We start from the raw sequence: 16,207 nt of genomic DNA on the forward strand, positions 1-16,207 counted from the left end.
CCGGCCTCAGATCACGATCAGGTCGGCTTGCAACGCGCCGGCCTGCTTCAGGGCTTCCAGGATCGCCATCAAGTCACCCGGTGCCGCGCCGACCTGGTTCACCGCGCGCACGATCTCGTCGAGGGTGGTGCCCGGGCCGAACTTGAACATCGGCTTGGCTTCCTGCTCGGCATTCACGCGCGAACGCGGCACCACAGCGGTCTGGCCGTTGGACAACGGGCCCGGCTGACTGACGATCGGGTCTTCGGTGATGGTCACGGTCAGGCTGCCGTGGGTTACGGCGGCCGGCGAAACTTTCACGTTCTGGCCGATGACGATGGTGCCGGTACGCGAATTGATGATGACTTTCGCCACCGCCTGACCCGGATCGACTTCGAGGTTTTCCAGGATCGACAGGTAGTCGACGCGCTGACTCGGATCGAGCGGCGCGGTGACGCGGATCGAACCGCCGTCGATGGCTTGCGCAACGCCAGGGCCGAGCATGTCATTGATCTTGTCGACGATGCGCTTGGCGGTGGTGAAGTCGGAACGGTTGAGGTTCAGCGTCAGGCTGTTGCCCTGGTTGAAACCGCTCGGCACCGAGCGTTCCACCGACGCACCGCCAGGGATGCGACCGGCCGACGGAACGTTGACAGTGATCTTCGAACCGTCGCGACCTTCGGCATCGAAACCACCGACCACCAGGTTGCCTTGGGCGATCGCGTAGACGTTGCCGTCGATACCCTTGAGCGGCGTCAACAGCAAGGTGCCGCCACGCAGGCTCTTGGAGTTACCGATCGAGGAAACGGTGATATCGACCTGCTGACCCGGTTTGGCGAACGCCGGCAGATCGGCACTCACCGACACCGCCGCGACGTTTTTCAACTGCACGTTGCCCGATCCCGGCGGCACCTTGATGCCGAACTGCGAGAGCATGTTGTTGAAAGTCTGCAGGGTGAACGGGGTTTGCGTCGTCTGGTCACCGGTGCCGTTAAGCCCGACCACCAGGCCGTAACCGATCAACTGGTTGGAACGCACGCCGGAAATGCTGGCGATGTCTTTCAGCCGCTCGGCGTGGGCGTTGAAGGCCGCCGACATCAACAACGCGGCCACCATAAGGCTCTTGAAATTCAAAGTCGCCACCTAGAAAGGGAACAGCGGGCTGAGGAAGAAACGGTCGAACCAGCCTGGCTGACTCGTATCGGCAAACGCGCCGGTACCCGAGTAGGTGATGCGTGCATCGGCAACGCGAGTCGACGACACGGTGTTGTCGGTGGCGATGTCATCGGCGCGGACCATGCCGGCGATGCGCACCAGTTCGTCACCGGTGTTCAGGGTCAGCCACTTCTCGCCACGCACAGCGATGATGCCGTTGGGCAACACGTCGGCCACGGTCACGGTGATCGAACCGGTCAGGCTGTTGCTCTGTCCGGACTTGGCGTCACCCTTGGTCGAACGGTCGGCGCTGTAGCCAGCGTTCAGGCTCAGGTCGCCGCCACCGATCGGGTTGTTGGTGGTCAGGCTGGAGCCGAACAACGAGGTCAGACCGATGCTGTTGTCGCTGTTCTTGTCCATCTGCGAGTTGGCATTCTTGCTCGCCTGGGTGCGCTCGTTCAGGGTGATGGTGATGATGTCACCGACCCGGAACGCCTTGCGGTCGCTGTACAGGTTCTGCTCGAAACCGGCCTGATAGATCGAGCCGTTGTTGGCGGCAGCCGGCAACGGTGTGCGCGGCAACACCGGGGCGTAATACGGGTCATTGGGCTTGGGCGTCGGAGCGACGCAGCCCGCGAGCGAGACGACCCCACTCAATGCCAGAACAGATACAAAGCGATTCATGACCCTACCTCACGGTGTTGCTGGCGACCTCAGGCCGCCCCATAGACTTGATTACAGATTCTGCGTTACGAACGAGAGCATCTGGTCGGCGGTGGAGATCACCTTGGAGTTCATCTCGTAGGCGCGCTGAGTAGTGATCATGTTGACCATCTCTTCAACGGTGCTGACGTTGGACGTTTCCAGGGTGTTCTGCAGCGTGGTACCGAAACCGTTCAGGCCCGGAGTACCGACTTGCGGTGCGCCGGAAGCCGCGGTTTCCAGGAACAGGTTGTTGCCCACCGCTTGCAGACCGGCCGGGTTGATGAAGTCGGCAGTTTGCAGGTTGCCGATCACCTGGGCGGCCGGGTTGCCGGCGATGGTCACCGAGACGGTGCCGTCACGGCCGACAGTGAACGTCTGCGCATCGTTCGGAATAACGATTGCCGGCTCCAGCGCGAAACCGCTGGCGTTGACGATCTGGCCATTGGAATCAAGGTGGAACGTACCGTCACGGGTGTACGAGGTGGTACCGTCCGGTTGCAGGATCTGGAAGAAACCGCGACCGTCGATCGCCATGTCCAGCGGCTGCTCGGTGGTTTGCAGGCTGCCGGCGGTGAAGTTTTTCTGGGTGCCGACAATGCGCACACCGGTACCCACTTGCAGACCCGACGGCAGTTCGCTGTCCTGAGTCGACTGGGCGCCAGGCTGACGCTTGATCTGATAGAGCAAGTCCTGGAACTCGGCGCGATCACGTTTGAAGCCCGTGGTCGAAACGTTCGCCAGGTTGTTGGAAATGGTGGTCAGGTTGGTGTCCTGGGCGGACAGACCGGTTTTGGCAACCCATAGAGCCGGAAGCATTCGATTCTCCTCGTGCGCCTGTTTTACGGCGCGACGTTCTGATAATTAGCTGATCTGCAAGACCCGAGCCATGGCCTGGTCGTCGTCTTTGGCGGTGTTCATCATCTTGACGTGCAACTCGAACTGCTTGGCCAGGGCCAGCACCGAGGTCATCTCTTCAACGGCGTTAACGTTGCTCGACTCAAGGAAACCCGAGACCAGTTTGACGTTGGCATCGGCCGGCGCCGGTTGGCCGTCCTTGGTGTAAATCGAGCCGTCGAGGCCTTTGTTCATGTTCTTGATGTCGGGGTTGACCAGCTTGATGCGGTCGACTTCAGCCATGACCCGTGGGCCCTCGCCCATCGCCCGAATGCTGATGGTGCCGTCTTCGCCGACCTCGATCTGCTGCTCGGGCGGCACGGCGATCGGACCGCCATTGCCCATCACCGGCATGCCGTTGCCGGCACGCAACACGCCGAGGGCATCGACATTGAGGCTGCCGGTGCGCACGTAGCTTTCGCCGCCATTGGGGTTCTGCACGGCGATCCAGCCATTGCCGCTCACGGCGACGTCGAGGTCACGGCCGGTCTGCACCAGCGAACCCGGGGTGAAGTCGGTGGCGGGCCGTTCGCTCATGGCAAACGCACGCGCCGGAAAGCTGTCACCGAACACCGGCATCGAACGCGCCTGTTCCAGGTCGCGCTGAAAACCGTTGGTGGAGATGTTCGCCAGGTTGTTGGCATGCGCCCGCTGCGCCAGTGCGTTCTGGCTGGCGCCGGTCATTGCCACATAAAGGTACTTGTCCACACTCTTTCCTCTGCATGCCGGACGTTTGCCGCCCACCGCTGTACTGCTGAGCCATAAGCAATTAGCAGACCAACTTTTAATTGGCGGTTCGAGGCCCGGTAAACAAAGGGTTTGAGGGATTCAGAGGGGAAAATTGAAATGCATCGAAGACGAAAAACCGGCGGTGTCCTGCCGGTGGGTGGCAACCTTTGGCAAAAGGCAACGGCAGCCACCCCATCGCGAGCAGGCTCACTCCTACAGTTGACCGCGTTCCGTCAGATGAAATCCGGTTTACTGTAGGAGTGAGCCTGCTCGCGATGAGGCCATCACAGCCAACGCAACTTCTGGCTTGATCGTTCCCACGCTCTGCGTGGGAATGCAGCCCGGGACGCTCCGCGTCCCAACAGCGGACGCAGAGCGTCCATCGAGGCATTCCCACGCGGAGCGTGGGAACGATCACGTGCTGCCCGACTCTTTGCCGACTTCGTACTCACGCAACTTGTTGGCAATCGTGGTGTGCGAAACCCCCAGGCGCTTGCCCAGTTGCCGACTGCTCGGATGCTCGGAATACAAACGCTCCAGCACCGCTTTTTCGAAGCGCCCGACAATCTCGTCGAGATTCCCATCGAGGGAAAAATCGCCAAGCGGCTGACGCACGCCATAATCCGGCAGGCGAATGTGTTCGGCCTTGACCGTGCCGCCATCGCACAGCGACACCGCCTGAAACAGCACGTTCTCCAGCTGCCGCACGTTGCCCGGCCAGTGGTAATGGCTGAGCCGGTCCATCGCCGCCGACGCCAGTTTCGGCAGCGCGCAGCCGATCTGCCGGCTGGCCTGATCGAGGAAATGTTCGACCAGCGGCGTCAGGCCATCGAGGCATTCACGTAGCGGCGGGATGTGCAGCGACAGCACGTTCAAGCGGTGATAGAGATCCTGGCGAAATTCGCCGCGTGCGCACAATTCGGACAAGTCCACCTGCGTCGCGCAGATCACCCGCACATCCAGATAAACCTCCTCGTCGCTGCCGACCCGGCGGAAGCAGCCATCCTGCAAAAAGCGCAGCAGTTTGACCTGCAAGCGCGGGCTCATTTCGCCGACGCCGTCGAGAAACAGCGTGCCGCCGGCGGTCAGCTCGAGCAGGCCGAGTTTGCCTTCGGCGCGTGCGCCTTCGAACGCGCCGGGGCCGTAGCCGAACAGCTCGGTCTCGGCCATCGACTCCGGCAGTCCGGCGCAGTTGAGCGCCATCAACGGCGACTGCCCGCGCGGACTGGCGAGGTGGCAAGCGCGCGCAAGCAACTCCTTGCCGGTGCCGGTTTCGCCTTCTATTAATAGTGGTGCATCCAGAGGCGCCATACGCCGCGCTTCACGGACCACGGCCGCCATGACTTTCGAGCTCTGGAAGATGCTGTCGAAGCCGCGCAGTTCCTGTTTGCGCACGTTATAAATTCGCTCACCGACGCGGTCAGCGCGATGCAACGTCAGTACCGCGCCGGCCATGGCTTCGCTGTCGTCGTGCTCCGATTGCAGCGGCGCAATATCGGCGAGAAAGACGTCGCCCTTGACCTTGACCCGCAGGCCATTGATCCGCGATTTGTTGGCACGCACCAGTTCCGGCAGATCGAAATCTTCGGCGTAACGCGACAGCGGAATGCCCGGCACTTCATCCACGCGCACGCCGAGCAACTGCGCCGCCGCACGGTTGGCCGCGACGATCGAGCCGCCCATGTCGATCGACAGCACCGGAAACTCCAGCGCCCCGAGCAACGCGTTCAACTCCATGTGCCGACGTTCGCTGGGCATCAGCCCGACCCGCTTGACCCCAAACACCCCGCCAATCGCCTCGAACTTCGGCCGCAGGGCCTGGAACTGGATGTTGATCAGGTTCGGGCAGTGCAGATAGATCGCATTGCCGTGCTCGCCACCGACCTCGCCGCGCGCGACGTTGATTCCGTAGGCCACGAGCAGGTTGAGAATGTCGCGCAGGATGCCGATGCGGTTCTGGCAGTGGACTTTGATGCGCATAGAAAGAGGCCCGGTTGAACGAAGAGAAACCTGTAGGAGTGAGCCTGCTCGCGATAGCGGTGTGTCATTCAGATCAGTGCTGTCTGACACACCGCTATCGCGAGCAGGCTCACTCCTACAGGGGAACAGCGCACGACTTTATGTCGAGGCGAGCAATTTGTTGTCAAGATTATGTGACAGCCACCGCCCTTTTCAAACCCGCCAATCGCCGCAGATGCGACTTATCTGGCAAAGCGTAACGATTATTTTACGAATTGAAGAGAAATTTCCTACGCACAGGCGCATCAACCGGCTGCACATCCACGCATTCTCGGGTAATCCTCTGTTCATCGCTGGACATAACAAAAACGAATTCCCCTAGCAGGAGAGCAGCATGAAGCAGACGCAATACGTGGCTCGCGAGCCCGATGCGCAAGGTTTTATCGACTACCCCGCCGAAGAACACGCGGTGTGGAACACGCTGATCACTCGTCAACTGAAAGTGATCGAAGGGCGTGCTTGCCAGGAATACCTGGACGGTATCGAAAAACTCGGTCTGCCCCACGACCGCATTCCGCAACTCGGCGAAATCAACAAGGTGCTCGGCGAGACCACCGGCTGGCAGGTTGCGCGTGTGCCGGCGCTGATCCCCTTCCAGACATTTTTTGAACTGCTCGCCAGCAAGCAGTTTCCCGTCGCGACGTTTATTCGTACCCGCGAAGAACTGGATTACTTGCAAGAGCCGGATATTTTTCACGAGATCTTCGGGCACTGCCCGCTGCTGACCAACCCGTACTTCGCAGAATTCACCCACACCTACGGCAAGCTCGGCCTGCAAGCGACCAAGGAAGAACGCGTGTATCTGGCGCGCCTGTACTGGATGACCATCGAATTCGGTCTGGTCGACACCCCGCAAGGCAAACGTATCTACGGTGGCGGCATTCTGTCCTCGCCAAAAGAAACCGTTTACTGCCTGTCAGACGAACCTGAGCATCAAGCCTTCGATCCGCTCGAAGCGATGCGCACGCCTTACCGTATCGACATCCTGCAACCCCTGTATTTCGTCCTGCCCAACCTCAAGCGTCTGTTCGACGTCGCTCACGAAGACATCATGGCCATGGCGCGTCAGGGCATGCAGCTGGGCTTGCACGCGCCAAAATTTCCGCCGAAACCAAAAGCCGCCTGAACCGCGACTTTTGCTGACAATTGCGCCTGTCCGTCGCCGCCACTTTGGTTTAGCGTGACGGTACCGACGGGCGCACACCCTTGAATAAAAAACACACTCGATTTCAGGAACCGACCATGTCCACTTTGAACCAAGCCCACTGCGAAGCCTGCCGCGCCGATGCGCCACAAGTCAGCGACGAAGAACTGCCGATCCTGATCAAGCAGATCCCTGACTGGAACATCGAAGTCCGCGACGGCATCATGCAGCTGGAGAAAATCTTCCTGTTCAAGAACTTCAAGCACGCGCTGGCGTTCACCAATGCAGTCGGCGAGATCTCCGAGGCCGAAGGTCACCACCCGGGCCTGCTGACCGAGTGGGGCAAAGTCACCGTGACCTGGTGGAGCCACTCGATCAAAGGCCTGCACCGCAACGACTTCATCATGGCCGCGCGCACTGACGAAGTGGCCAAGACCGCAGAAGGACGCAAGTAATGCACTTCGACGCCATCGGCCGGGTGCCCGGCGACCCGATCCTCGGCTTGATGGAGGCTTACGCGCAGGACAGTAATCCGCGCAAGTTCGACCTCGGCGTTGGCGTCTACAAGGACGCCCAAGGCCTGACGCCGATTCCCGAGGCGGTGAAAATGGCCGAATCGCGGCTCGTGGAAAGCCAGGACACCAAGACCTACATCGGTGGCCACGGCAATCCGCTGTTCGGCAAGGTCATCAATGAGCTGGTGCTTGGCGCCAACTCCAAACTGATTGCCGAACAACGTGCCGGCGCGACCCAGACGCCGGGCGGCACCGGTGCCTTGCGTCTGGCGGCCGATTTCATCGCTCAGTGCCTGCCGGGCAAAGGCGTGTGGCTGAGCAACCCGACCTGGCCGATTCACGAAACCATTTTCGCCGCGGCCGGGGTCAAGGTCAGTCACTACCCGTACGTGGGCAGCGACAACCGCCTCGACGTCGAAGCGATGCTCGCCGTACTCGAGGAAGCGCCAAAGGGTGATGTGGTGTTGCTGCATGCGTGCTGTCACAACCCGACCGGTTTCGACCTCAGCCATGACGACTGGCAGCGCGTGCTCGAGGTCGTGCGCAGCCGTGATCTGCTGCCGCTGATCGACTTCGCTTATCAAGGCTTTGGCGACGGTCTGGAGCAGGACGCCTGGTCGACGCGGTTGTTCGCGGCACAGGTGCCCGAGCTGTTGATCACCAGCTCCTGCTCGAAGAACTTCGGTCTGTACCGCGACCGCACCGGGGCGCTGATCGTCTGCGCGAAAAGCGCTGACAAGCTGATCGACATTCGCAGCCAACTGGCCAACATCGCCCGCAACCTTTGGTCGACGCCGCCGGATCATGGTGCTGCGGTGGTCGCCACCATTCTTGCCGATCCGGAGCTGAAAGCCCGTTGGGCCGATGAGGTGGAAGCCATGCGCCTGCGCATCGCGCAACTGCGCAGCGGCCTGGTGGAAGCGCTGGAACCGCACGGTTTGCGCGAACGCTTCGCGCATATTGGCGTGCAGCGCGGGATGTTCTCCTACACCGGTTTGTCGCCAGAGCAGGTCCAGCATCTGCGCGAGCGGCACAGCGTGTACATGGTCAGTTCGGGCCGGGCCAACGTCGCCGGCATCGACGCCACCCGCCTCGCCTTGCTGGCCGACGCCATCGCTGACGCCTGCAAATAACTCAAACACCGCAATTCCCCTGTGGGAGCGAGCCTGCTCGCGATGGCGGTGTATCAGTCAGCTTCAATGTTGATTGATACACCGCTATCGCGAGCAGGCTCACTCCTACATTTTTTTGCGTTGACCTCTCGCCCCTGCGGCCATCTGTCGCATTAATTTGAATTAAAAGTCTGATTGTCATTTTTCCTGCTGTATCCTGCGCAGGCTTTGTAAAAGCGCGGAGCACCTGATCTATCAACAGACTTAGCGAGGAGCGCAACCATGCACGAGATTCCTAATCTCCCCTTCCCAAGCCTGCACGTACCTGAGCAGACGACCCCGCAACACGCCGGCGCCGAAAAGCCCGAGCCGCAAGAAGCCGCTGACAGCCGCAAAGCCGACAGCGAAGCGTAAGACCCGCCGTACAGACCGTGTGGAAAGCGCTAACATGCGCTTTCCACACTGCCTGAAACCCGAGCCCGCCATGACCGACGAATTCTCCGAAAGCCAAGCCGCCGTCCTGATCGGTGCGACCGAGAAAATGATCGACATCTGGAACCGCCTCTCCCCGGAGAAACAGGCCGCCTTGCTCGAGCGATTCGGCAGCGAAGAAAACGCCCTCGCCGCCTTGGTCACCACGCAATTGGTCGCTCCGGCCAAGCCCTGATCGCGCCGCCCGGCAAATAGTTTTACTTTTCCCCGCCTCTGATCGGTTCACGCCGGTATCATGAGCAGCCTATCTAATCTGCTGCTGCCGTGGATCGTTACCCATGTCGTCCTCTATACCCGAGCCCCAGCGCCCACTGGCGGTTACGCTGCAAGTCGTTTCCATCGTCCTTTTCACCTTTATCGGTTACCTGAACATCGGCATTCCCTTGGCGGTGTTGCCCGGTTACGTGCACAGCGACCTCGGTTTTGGCGCGGTGATTGCCGGGCTGGTGATCAGCGTGCAATACCTCGCCACCCTGCTCAGCCGCCCCTACGCCGGCAAGATCATCGACAACCAGGGCAGCAAACGCGCGGTGATGATCGGTCTGGCCGGCTGTGGCTTGAGCGGTGTATTCATGCTGCTTTCGGCGTGGACGCCAAGCCTGCCGCTGTTCAGCCTGATCAGCCTGTTGATCGGCCGTCTGGTATTGGGCAGCGCCGAGAGTCTGGTCGGCTCCGGCTCGATTGGTTGGGGCATCGGCCGCGTCGGTGCGGCCAATACCGCCAAGGTGATCTCCTGGAACGGCATCGCCAGTTACGGCGCGCTGGCGATCGGTGCACCGTTCGGCGTCTGGCTGGTGGGCCGGTTGGGCCTGTGGAGCATGGGCGTCAGCATCATCCTGCTGGCCCTGCTCGGCCTCGCGCTGGCATGGCCGAAGACCGCCGCGCCGATTGTTGCCGGTGAGCGCCTGCCGTTCATCCATGTGCTGGGCAAAGTCTTTCCCCATGGCTGCGGCCTGGCGCTGGGCTCGATCGGCTTCGGCACCATTGCCACGTTCATTACTCTGTATTACGCGACCCAGCATTGGGACAACGCGGTGCTGTGCCTGAGCCTGTTCGGCGCCAGCTTCATTGGCGCGCGGCTGCTGTTCGGCAACCTGATCAACCGCCTCGGCGGGTTCCGCGTGGCGATTGCCTGCCTGTCGGTGGAAACCCTCGGGTTGCTGCTGCTGTGGATCGCACCGGATGCACACTGGGCGCTGGCGGGTGCGGCGTTGAGCGGGTTTGGCTTCTCGCTGGTGTTCCCGGCGCTGGGCGTCGAGGCAGTGAATCTAGTGCCAGCCTCAAGCCGTGGTGCGGCAGTCGGCGCTTACTCGCTGTTCATCGATTTGTCGCTGGGCATCACCGGGCCATTGGCCGGGGCGATTGCCGCGGGCTTCGGTTTTGCTTCGATCTTTCTGTTCGCTGCGCTCGCGGCGCTGAGCGGGCTCGGCCTGAGCGTCTATCTGTACAAGCACACCGCGAAGTACCGCGAGGATTAGAAATCGACCTTGCCGCGCCCGGCCTTGATGTCGCCGCGCTTGGACTTGGATTCGAGCCGACGCTTCTTCGAACCGAGGGTCGGCTTGGTCGGGCGACGTTTCTTTTCCACTTTGGTGGCGCTGAGAATCAGCTCGACCAGCCGCTCCAGCGCGTCGGCGCGGTTGGCTTCCTGGGTGCGGTATTGCTGCGCCTTGATGATCAACACGCCATCGCTGGTGATGCGACTGTCACGCAGCGCCAGCAAACGTTCCTTGTAGAACTCGGGCAGCGATGAGTTGGGAATGTCGAAGCGCAGGTGCACGGCGCTCGACACCTTGTTGACGTTCTGCCCACCGGCGCCTTGCGCACGGATGGCCGTCAGCTCGATCTCGGCATCGGGCAAATGCACGTTGTTGGAAATCACCAGCATGGAAAAGCGTCCGTATTCAGAGGGTGCAGGATACCTTGGAAACGAATCTCAAGCCTGTCACAGATCCCCTGTAGGAGTGAGCCTGCTCGCGATAGCGGTCTGTCAGGTACATATTTGTCGACTGGCACACCGCTATCGCGAGCAGGCTCACTCCTACAAGGGAATTGCATGAGGCTGAAAACAACAAACCCGGCACTCTGGCCGGGTTTGCTGTTTCTGCTTAAGCGGTTACTTGGCGATCACCGGCAGCGCCTGCTGCGCACTGCGCTTGTTCTTGATCAGGTAGCAGACCCACATGAACACCACCCACACCGGAATCGCGTACACCGAGATCTGAATGCCCGGGATCAGCAGCATCACGCCGAGGATGAACACCACGAACGCCAGGCAGACGAAGTTGCCGTACGGGTACCACAGCGCCTTGAACAGCGGCGTCTGCCGGGTCTGGTTCATATGCTGGCGGAACTTGAAGTGCGAGTAGCTGATCATCGCCCAGTTGATCACCAGCGTCGCAACCACCAGCGACATCAGCAATTCCAGCGCATGTTGCGGGATCAGATAGTTGAGCAGCACCGCGACCAGGGTCACCGCCGCCGAAGCCAGAATCGAACGCACCGGCACGCCGCGCTTGTCGATTTTCGCCAGGCCTTTCGGCGCATCGCCCTGCTCGGCCATGCCCAGCAGCATGCGGCTGTTGCAGTAGGTGCCACTGTTGTAAACCGACAGCGCCGCCGTCAGCACGACGAAGTTGAGGATGTGCGCGGCGGTATTGCTGCCGAGCATCGAGAACACCTGCACGAACGGGCTGCCGCTGTACGAATCACCCGAAGCGTTGAGGGTTTCCAGCAGGCTGTCCCACGGCGTCAGCGACAGCAGGATCACTAGCGCGCCGATGTAGAAAATCAGGATGCGGTAGATCACCTGGTTGATCGCTTTCGGGATCACGGTTTTCGGCTTGTCGGCTTCGGCTGCGGTGAAACCGAGCATTTCCAGACCGCCGAAGGAGAACATGATGATCGCCATGGCCATCACCAGACCGCTGACGCCATTGGGGAAGAACCCGCCGTGGGACCACAGGTTGCTGACCGAGGCTTGCGGGCCACCATGGCCGCTGACCAGCAGGTAGCTGCCCAGGGCAATCATGCCGACGATGGCCACGACCTTGATGATCGCGAACCAGAATTCGGCCTCACCGAAGACTTTGACGTTGGCCAGGTTGATCGCATTGATCAGCACGAAGAACGCCGCCGCCGAAACCCAGGTCGGGATGTCCGGCGCCCAGTAGTGAATGTACTTGCCGACGGCGGTCAGCTCGGACATGCCCACCAGAATGTACAGAATCCAGCAGTTCCAGCCCGACAGGAAACCGGCGAAGCCGCCCCAGTATTTGTGCGCAAAATGGCTGAAGGAACCGGCCACCGGCTCTTCGACAATCATCTCGCCCAGCTGGCGCATGATCATGAAGGCGATGAAGCCGCAGATGGCGTAGCCGAGGATCATCGACGGGCCAGCGGATTTCAGCACCCCGGCCGAGCCGAGGAACAATCCGGTACCGATCGCGCCACCGAGGGCGATCAGTTGAATGTGGCGATTTTTCAGGCCGCGTTTCAGCTCGCCTGACTGCGAGGGTTGTCCACTCATGAAAAAGGTCTCACGCAAGGTTTGATGGTGTGCAGTAGACGTTGCTGCAAGGTTGCGATTTCAGGCAGCCCCGATCAAACCCCAGCGCAGGCACCAGGAGTTCAGCTTGTTTACAACGGTCATGCGTCACCTGCTTGTTTTTATCTGTGACGAAATCGAACCCGGCACGCTTGTGGCGCGACGGAGTGAACAAGGCGGGTAGCCTTGAGATTTGCGCGATTACGCAGAGGGTCACAGTTAAAACGCGGCGCATTGTACACCGCTAACCCCCTGCTGCCAGACTCCGCTGGATCAGCGTGTCGGTTGCCGGGATTGCGTGTGTCCGCCCCGAGAGGTTCGGGCGGCTGCAAAAATTGAGTCAGGCCTTTGCAGGCCATCGGCGTGGACGAGGAAAAAACCGTCCCACAAAGAGAGGTGGAGATCAGTCACGGCGTTCATTGCGCCTCCTTCTTGTTATGCGCCTGCACGACAGGCATGGGCCGCATATCACCTTGCAAACGCCGCTGAAACAAGCGCGCCAGAGCCTTGCGCAACCCCCGCTGGGAGGGCATTCGGCAGGTTTTCCTTACAGCGCTGCGCTGGCTCGCCATTCAGGCGACCTGGCACGGATTTCCGTAAATATTTCCTGACAGCGCGTAACGTAACGTTTCCATTTCAGAACATTCCGTCAGACGTCTGCAAATTGACGGTAGCTAGCTTGCTATTGAAATACGCAGGCTAGTTTTTTGTTTTCAAATAAGAAAAACCGCCGTTAAAAACAGAACAAAAAGTCTATTTAAAAATTAAATGGATAATTTTTTGCATTACAAAATTAGCTGAACTAGGTTTTTCACGACTCGCCGGCCACCTCGACCGGCCAGTCATAAACCGTGAAAGTCATCTAGGAGATCGACCATGCAAGCACTGGAAAAAGACTTGGATACCGAACTGCAACTGGACGAATGGTTTGAAGCACCGACCCATGAGGCCGCCGTGGAAATGATGCAAGCCGACGCGGTCGTGCCGTTCGGCACGGCGATGTGGCCTCTGTAAGACATCCCCGGGCAGGCACGGTCCGGCCGGTCGTGCCTGCCGCTTCATTTCCCGGTCAGTCAGGGAGGACTCATGGATAAGCCCCGCGCCATCTCGCATTTCCTTTACTACCTCGAACACCACCCTGCCCTTGCCGGCCTCGATTCAGCGAAGGTATTGCTCGGCCACACCGCCGATTACCAAGCCCTGACCAGCGCCATCGCCGAACAGGCCGGCGAACATCCGCGCTTCCGTTTCAGCGCCTGCCGCCTGGATCTGGAGAGCACCGCAGCGCTGGCCGAGGCGATTGGCGACAGCGATCTGTACATTTTTTTCTACGACTCTTCGACCCTGCCCAATCCGCGCCCCGACGGCCCGGAATTCGTCCGCGCGCTGCAAGCGGTGATGGCGGAAAACTGGAAGAAGTCGCTGCTGTTCAAGGATTACGGCGATTATTTCTACGACACCTTCAGCGTCACCCCGCAGCGCATCGCCGGTCTCAACAGCCATTTGATCCAGCGCATGTCGCAGGCGACCACGTTGAGCTTCAAGGACGATGACGGCTCATGGTTCGAAACGCCGCTGAGCAGCATCAAGAAATGGACCGACATCAACGGGGTCGGCAACTTCGACCTGGCCCCTGGCGAGATCGCCACGCACAGCGAAGCCATCAACGGTCATGTGAAATTCAAGGGCACCTTCCTCAGTACCATTCCGTTTGCGCGCAAGTACGGCGTGCTGGAATCGCCGCTGGAATTGTGGATCGAGAACTCGACCATCAGCCGCATCGCCACCGACGTGCCGGGGCTGGAGCATGATTTCAACAAATACCTCGACGCCAACCCGTCGAACCGGCGGATTGAGGAACTGGGCATTGGTACTAACGAAGGCGTGAAAGACCTGTACGCGCGCAATGCCGGGTTTGAAGAGCGGCATTGTGGGTTGCACCTGGGGTTGGGTGGCGGGGCCAAGGGTAGTCATCACCTGGACCTGATTTTCTCCGGCGGGGTGCTGGCGCTGGATGACAAACCAGTATTCGATGGGCGCTTTGTCTTCTGATCCTGGGTTTGTGTAAGGCCACTGGCGCCATCGCGAGCAGGCTCACTCCTACAGGGGAACGCATTTCAAATTGTAGGAGTGAGCCTGCTCGCGATAGCTATTTCCCAGCCACCGCACACTTTCGTCAGACGAAAAAAAAACGCCAACCCTGCGGTTGGCGTTTTTGCTTCAGCTTGAAGCTTGCAGCTTAAAACTTGCAGCTGTCTTTATTCCGGCTTGCGACGACCAAAACCCGGGCGCTGGCCAGAACCTGCCGGTGCGCCGCGGCGCTTGCCCGAGGGCTTGTCGCCGTCGACCAGTTTGATTCCCGGACGCTTCGGCGCCGGTTTGGCCGGGCGCTTGTTGGTGGTGTCCGCCGGACGATCCGCCACTGGCGTACCGCGACCGGCCGATGCACGACCTTCACCACGCTCGGTACGGCCGTTGGCCGGACGCGGAGCGCGCTCGCCGTCACGGGCCACTGGCTTGCGACCTGGACGCTCGCCTTCGATCTGCGGCTCACGGCTCGGGCGCGGCGCGGTTGGTCCGCCAGCGGCAGGACGCAGGGTGCGCACGCGCTCGGTCTTGGCCATCGGCCGCGACGATTTGCGCTGCATGCGTTCCAGCTTGTCCTTGCTCTTGGCGTTCAACTGCGGCATCGCCACCGGCGTCAAGCCAACTTCAGCGCTGAGCACGTCGACTTCGTACTGGCTCATTTCGCGCCAGCGGCCCATCGGCAGGTCAGAGTTGAGGAACACCGGACCGAAACGCACGCGCTTCAGGCGGCTGACCACCAGGCCCTGCGATTCCCACAGACGACGCACTTCACGGTTGCGCCCTTCCATGACCACGCAGTGGTACCAGTGGTTGAAACCTTCGCCGCCCGGTGCCTGTTGAATGTCGGTGAAACGCGCCGGGCCGTCTTCCAGCACCACGCCGGCTTTCAGACGCTCGATCATCTCGTCGTCGACTTCACCGCGTACACGCACGGCGTATTCACGGTCCATCTCGTAGGACGGGTGCATCAGGCGGTTGGCCAGCTCACCATCAGTGGTGAACATCAGCAGACCGGTGGTGTTGATGTCGAGACGACCGATGTTGATCCAGCGGCCTTCTTTCGGACGTGGCAGCTTGTCGAACACGGTCGGACGGCCTTCCGGGTCGTCACGGGTGCAGATCTCGCCGTCAGGCTTGTTGTACATGATCACGCGGCGGACCGACTCGGCGGCTTCTTCGCGCTTGATCACCTTGCCATCGATGGTGATGGCGTCGTGCATGTCGACGCGCAGGCCGAGGGTGGCGTCTTTGCCGTTGACCTTGATGCGGCCCTGGCTGATCCAGGACTCGACGTCACGGCGCGAGCCGACGCCGATACGGGCGAGGACTTTCTGCAGCTTTTCGCCTGCCGGGCCGATTTCCTGGTCGTCTTTCTGATTGATGTCACTCATCTGGGCACCTCCCGGTGTGGTCTGTTCAGGCGGCGCCTGAAGCATTGGAATCTGGTCTTCGGGCCGAAGGGATCGGCGAAGGGTCGCGAATCATACGCGGATGTACGGCATTGCGCATCAGAGACTAGCTGATCGAGCGCAGGTTATTTGTTTTTCCGCCGACCGGCACCGCGCAGTTTGATCAGGCGCAGCGCGGCTTCGGCGAGCACGGTGCGCTTGTCGTCCTTGTCGAGTTTCTTCCAGGCCTTGATCTCGCGCTTGCTGCGGCCACAGCCGAGGCAGATGTCGTCGGAGAATTTGCACAGGCTGATGCACGGGTCTTTGGTCGAACTCATCGCTTTCTCCAGAAACACACAAGTCCCTTGTAGGAGTGAGCCTGCTCGCGATAGCGGTGTGTCTGACAAGAAAATGTCGACTGACACACCGCTATCGCGAGC

17 protein-coding genes are annotated in these 16,207 nt (G+C 60.5%); 8 read left to right on the forward strand and 9 right to left on the reverse strand.

Translation table 11 applies throughout. The annotated features are described in order from the left end of the window. Nucleotides 1–6: 6 nt before the first annotated feature. From J3P93_RS19975 to J3P93_RS19995, 5 genes are all read right to left on the reverse strand, one after another. Entirely contained in the window at nt 7–1,095 is a 1,089-nt protein-coding gene (locus J3P93_RS19975; protein ID WP_167359923.1) for a flagellar basal body P-ring protein FlgI, read from the reverse strand. 27 nt (nt 1,096–1,122) lie between these two features. Continuing rightward, complete coding sequence (gene flgH, locus J3P93_RS19980; protein ID WP_042558188.1) at nt 1,123–1,818, reverse strand: flagellar basal body L-ring protein FlgH; 696 nt, start codon at nt 1,816–1,818, stop codon at nt 1,123–1,125. 51 nt (nt 1,819–1,869) lie between these two features. Then, entirely contained in the window at nt 1,870–2,655 is a 786-nt protein-coding gene (gene flgG, locus J3P93_RS19985; RefSeq protein WP_090282324.1) for a flagellar basal-body rod protein FlgG, read from the reverse strand. Nucleotides 2,656–2,700: 45 nt separating this feature from the next. Then, a complete protein-coding gene (locus J3P93_RS19990) occupies nt 2,701–3,441 on the reverse strand; it encodes a flagellar basal body rod protein FlgF (protein ID WP_203421190.1) in 741 nt (246 codons plus the stop codon). A gap of 435 nt (nt 3,442–3,876) precedes the next feature. Further along, the gene (locus tag J3P93_RS19995) at nt 3,877–5,442 is read right to left on the reverse strand and encodes a sigma-54-dependent transcriptional regulator (protein ID WP_434591082.1); all 1,566 of its coding nucleotides are present in this window, start codon (nt 5,440–5,442) and stop codon (nt 3,877–3,879) included. A gap of 373 nt (nt 5,443–5,815) precedes the next feature. Here J3P93_RS19995 and phhA point away from each other — a divergent pair, with 373 nt between their 5' ends. The 6 genes from phhA to J3P93_RS20025 all read left to right on the forward strand — a co-directional run bounded on the left by phhA (nt 5,816) and on the right by J3P93_RS20025 (nt 10,222). Next, a complete protein-coding gene (phhA, locus tag J3P93_RS20000; protein ID WP_434591085.1) occupies nt 5,816–6,607 on the forward strand; it encodes a phenylalanine 4-monooxygenase in 792 nt (263 codons plus the stop codon). Between the two features lie 116 nt (nt 6,608–6,723). Further along, nucleotides 6,724–7,080 carry a 4a-hydroxytetrahydrobiopterin dehydratase gene (locus J3P93_RS20005; protein WP_159812594.1) on the forward strand — a complete coding sequence of 119 codons (357 nt, stop codon included), beginning with the start codon at nt 6,724–6,726 and terminating at the stop codon, nt 7,078–7,080. Further along, the gene (locus J3P93_RS20010) at nt 7,080–8,273 is read left to right on the forward strand and encodes an amino acid aminotransferase (protein ID WP_434591089.1); all 1,194 of its coding nucleotides are present in this window, start codon (nt 7,080–7,082) and stop codon (nt 8,271–8,273) included. Before J3P93_RS20005 ends, J3P93_RS20010 begins: the two co-directional genes overlap by 1 nt. A 261-nt stretch (nt 8,274–8,534) precedes the next feature. After that, complete coding sequence (locus J3P93_RS20015) at nt 8,535–8,666, forward strand: hypothetical protein (RefSeq protein ID WP_258450101.1); 132 nt, start codon at nt 8,535–8,537, stop codon at nt 8,664–8,666. A gap of 70 nt (nt 8,667–8,736) precedes the next feature. After that, nucleotides 8,737–8,919: a hypothetical protein gene (locus J3P93_RS20020; protein ID WP_434598445.1), complete on the forward strand. Its 183-nt coding sequence runs from the start codon at nt 8,737–8,739 to the stop codon at nt 8,917–8,919. A 103-nt stretch (nt 8,920–9,022) separates the two neighbouring features. After that, complete coding sequence (locus J3P93_RS20025) at nt 9,023–10,222, forward strand: MFS transporter (RefSeq protein WP_434591093.1); 1,200 nt, start codon at nt 9,023–9,025, stop codon at nt 10,220–10,222. Here J3P93_RS20025 and arfB read toward each other — a convergent pair. Together arfB and J3P93_RS20035 are read right to left on the reverse strand one after the other, a co-directional pair. Continuing rightward, the gene (gene arfB, locus J3P93_RS20030; protein ID WP_203421186.1) at nt 10,219–10,632 is read right to left on the reverse strand and encodes an alternative ribosome rescue aminoacyl-tRNA hydrolase ArfB; all 414 of its coding nucleotides are present in this window, start codon (nt 10,630–10,632) and stop codon (nt 10,219–10,221) included. The two genes, J3P93_RS20025 and arfB, sit on opposite strands and share 4 nt — an antisense overlap. A gap of 228 nt (nt 10,633–10,860) precedes the next feature. Next, a complete protein-coding gene (locus J3P93_RS20035) occupies nt 10,861–12,273 on the reverse strand; it encodes an amino acid permease (protein WP_122704742.1) in 1,413 nt (470 codons plus the stop codon). Between the two features lie 894 nt (nt 12,274–13,167). Here J3P93_RS20035 and J3P93_RS20040 point away from each other — a divergent pair. Beyond that, nucleotides 13,168–13,305 (forward strand): hypothetical protein, encoded by a 138-nt coding sequence (locus J3P93_RS20040; protein ID WP_003222780.1) that lies wholly within the window; start codon nt 13,168–13,170, stop codon nt 13,303–13,305. A gap of 72 nt (nt 13,306–13,377) precedes the next feature. After that, nucleotides 13,378–14,343 carry a leucyl aminopeptidase gene (locus tag J3P93_RS20045; protein WP_434591097.1) on the forward strand — a complete coding sequence of 322 codons (966 nt, stop codon included), beginning with the start codon at nt 13,378–13,380 and terminating at the stop codon, nt 14,341–14,343. 206 nt (nt 14,344–14,549) lie between these two features. On the opposite strand, the gene rluB is transcribed toward J3P93_RS20045, so the two are convergent. Continuing rightward, entirely contained in the window at nt 14,550–15,770 is a 1,221-nt protein-coding gene (gene rluB, locus J3P93_RS20050; protein ID WP_434591100.1) for a 23S rRNA pseudouridine(2605) synthase RluB, read from the reverse strand. 143 nt (nt 15,771–15,913) lie between these two features. Continuing rightward, entirely contained in the window at nt 15,914–16,105 is a 192-nt protein-coding gene (locus tag J3P93_RS20055) for a DUF1289 domain-containing protein (protein WP_090282312.1), read from the reverse strand. Between the last annotated feature and the right edge of the window lie 102 nt (nt 16,106–16,207).

The sequence above is a fragment of the Pseudomonas sp. R3-57 genome (genome assembly GCF_051132065.1).
In the GTDB taxonomy this organism is placed as follows: Bacteria; Pseudomonadota; Gammaproteobacteria; order Pseudomonadales; family Pseudomonadaceae; genus Aquipseudomonas.

Excerpts from the sequence above, each read along its gene's own strand:
- J3P93_RS19975 (WP_167359923.1), bottom strand. The coding sequence starts at position 1,095 with ATGGTGGCCGCGTTGTTGATGTCGGCGGCCTTCAACGCCCACGCCGAG.
- flgH (WP_042558188.1), bottom strand. The coding sequence starts at position 1,818 with ATGAATCGCTTTGTATCTGTTCTGGCATTGAGTGGGGTCGTCTCGCTC.
- flgG (WP_090282324.1), bottom strand. The coding sequence starts at position 2,655 with ATGCTTCCGGCTCTATGGGTTGCCAAAACCGGTCTGTCCGCCCAGGAC.
- J3P93_RS19995 (WP_434591082.1), bottom strand. The coding sequence starts at position 5,442 with ATGCGCATCAAAGTCCACTGCCAGAACCGCATCGGCATCCTGCGCGAC.
- phhA (WP_434591085.1), top strand. The coding sequence starts at position 5,816 with ATGAAGCAGACGCAATACGTGGCTCGCGAGCCCGATGCGCAAGGTTTT.
- J3P93_RS20005 (WP_159812594.1), top strand. The coding sequence starts at position 6,724 with ATGTCCACTTTGAACCAAGCCCACTGCGAAGCCTGCCGCGCCGATGCG.
- J3P93_RS20010 (WP_434591089.1), top strand. The coding sequence starts at position 7,080 with ATGCACTTCGACGCCATCGGCCGGGTGCCCGGCGACCCGATCCTCGGC.
- J3P93_RS20015 (WP_258450101.1), top strand. The coding sequence starts at position 8,535 with ATGCACGAGATTCCTAATCTCCCCTTCCCAAGCCTGCACGTACCTGAG.
- J3P93_RS20020 (WP_434598445.1), top strand. The coding sequence starts at position 8,737 with ATGACCGACGAATTCTCCGAAAGCCAAGCCGCCGTCCTGATCGGTGCG.
- J3P93_RS20025 (WP_434591093.1), top strand. The coding sequence starts at position 9,023 with ATGTCGTCCTCTATACCCGAGCCCCAGCGCCCACTGGCGGTTACGCTG.
- arfB (WP_203421186.1), bottom strand. The coding sequence starts at position 10,632 with ATGCTGGTGATTTCCAACAACGTGCATTTGCCCGATGCCGAGATCGAG.
- J3P93_RS20035 (WP_122704742.1), bottom strand. The coding sequence starts at position 12,273 with ATGAGTGGACAACCCTCGCAGTCAGGCGAGCTGAAACGCGGCCTGAAA.
- J3P93_RS20040 (WP_003222780.1), top strand. The coding sequence starts at position 13,168 with ATGCAAGCACTGGAAAAAGACTTGGATACCGAACTGCAACTGGACGAA.
- J3P93_RS20045 (WP_434591097.1), top strand. The coding sequence starts at position 13,378 with ATGGATAAGCCCCGCGCCATCTCGCATTTCCTTTACTACCTCGAACAC.
- rluB (WP_434591100.1), bottom strand. The coding sequence starts at position 15,770 with ATGAGTGACATCAATCAGAAAGACGACCAGGAAATCGGCCCGGCAGGC.
- J3P93_RS20055 (WP_090282312.1), bottom strand. The coding sequence starts at position 16,105 with ATGAGTTCGACCAAAGACCCGTGCATCAGCCTGTGCAAATTCTCCGAC.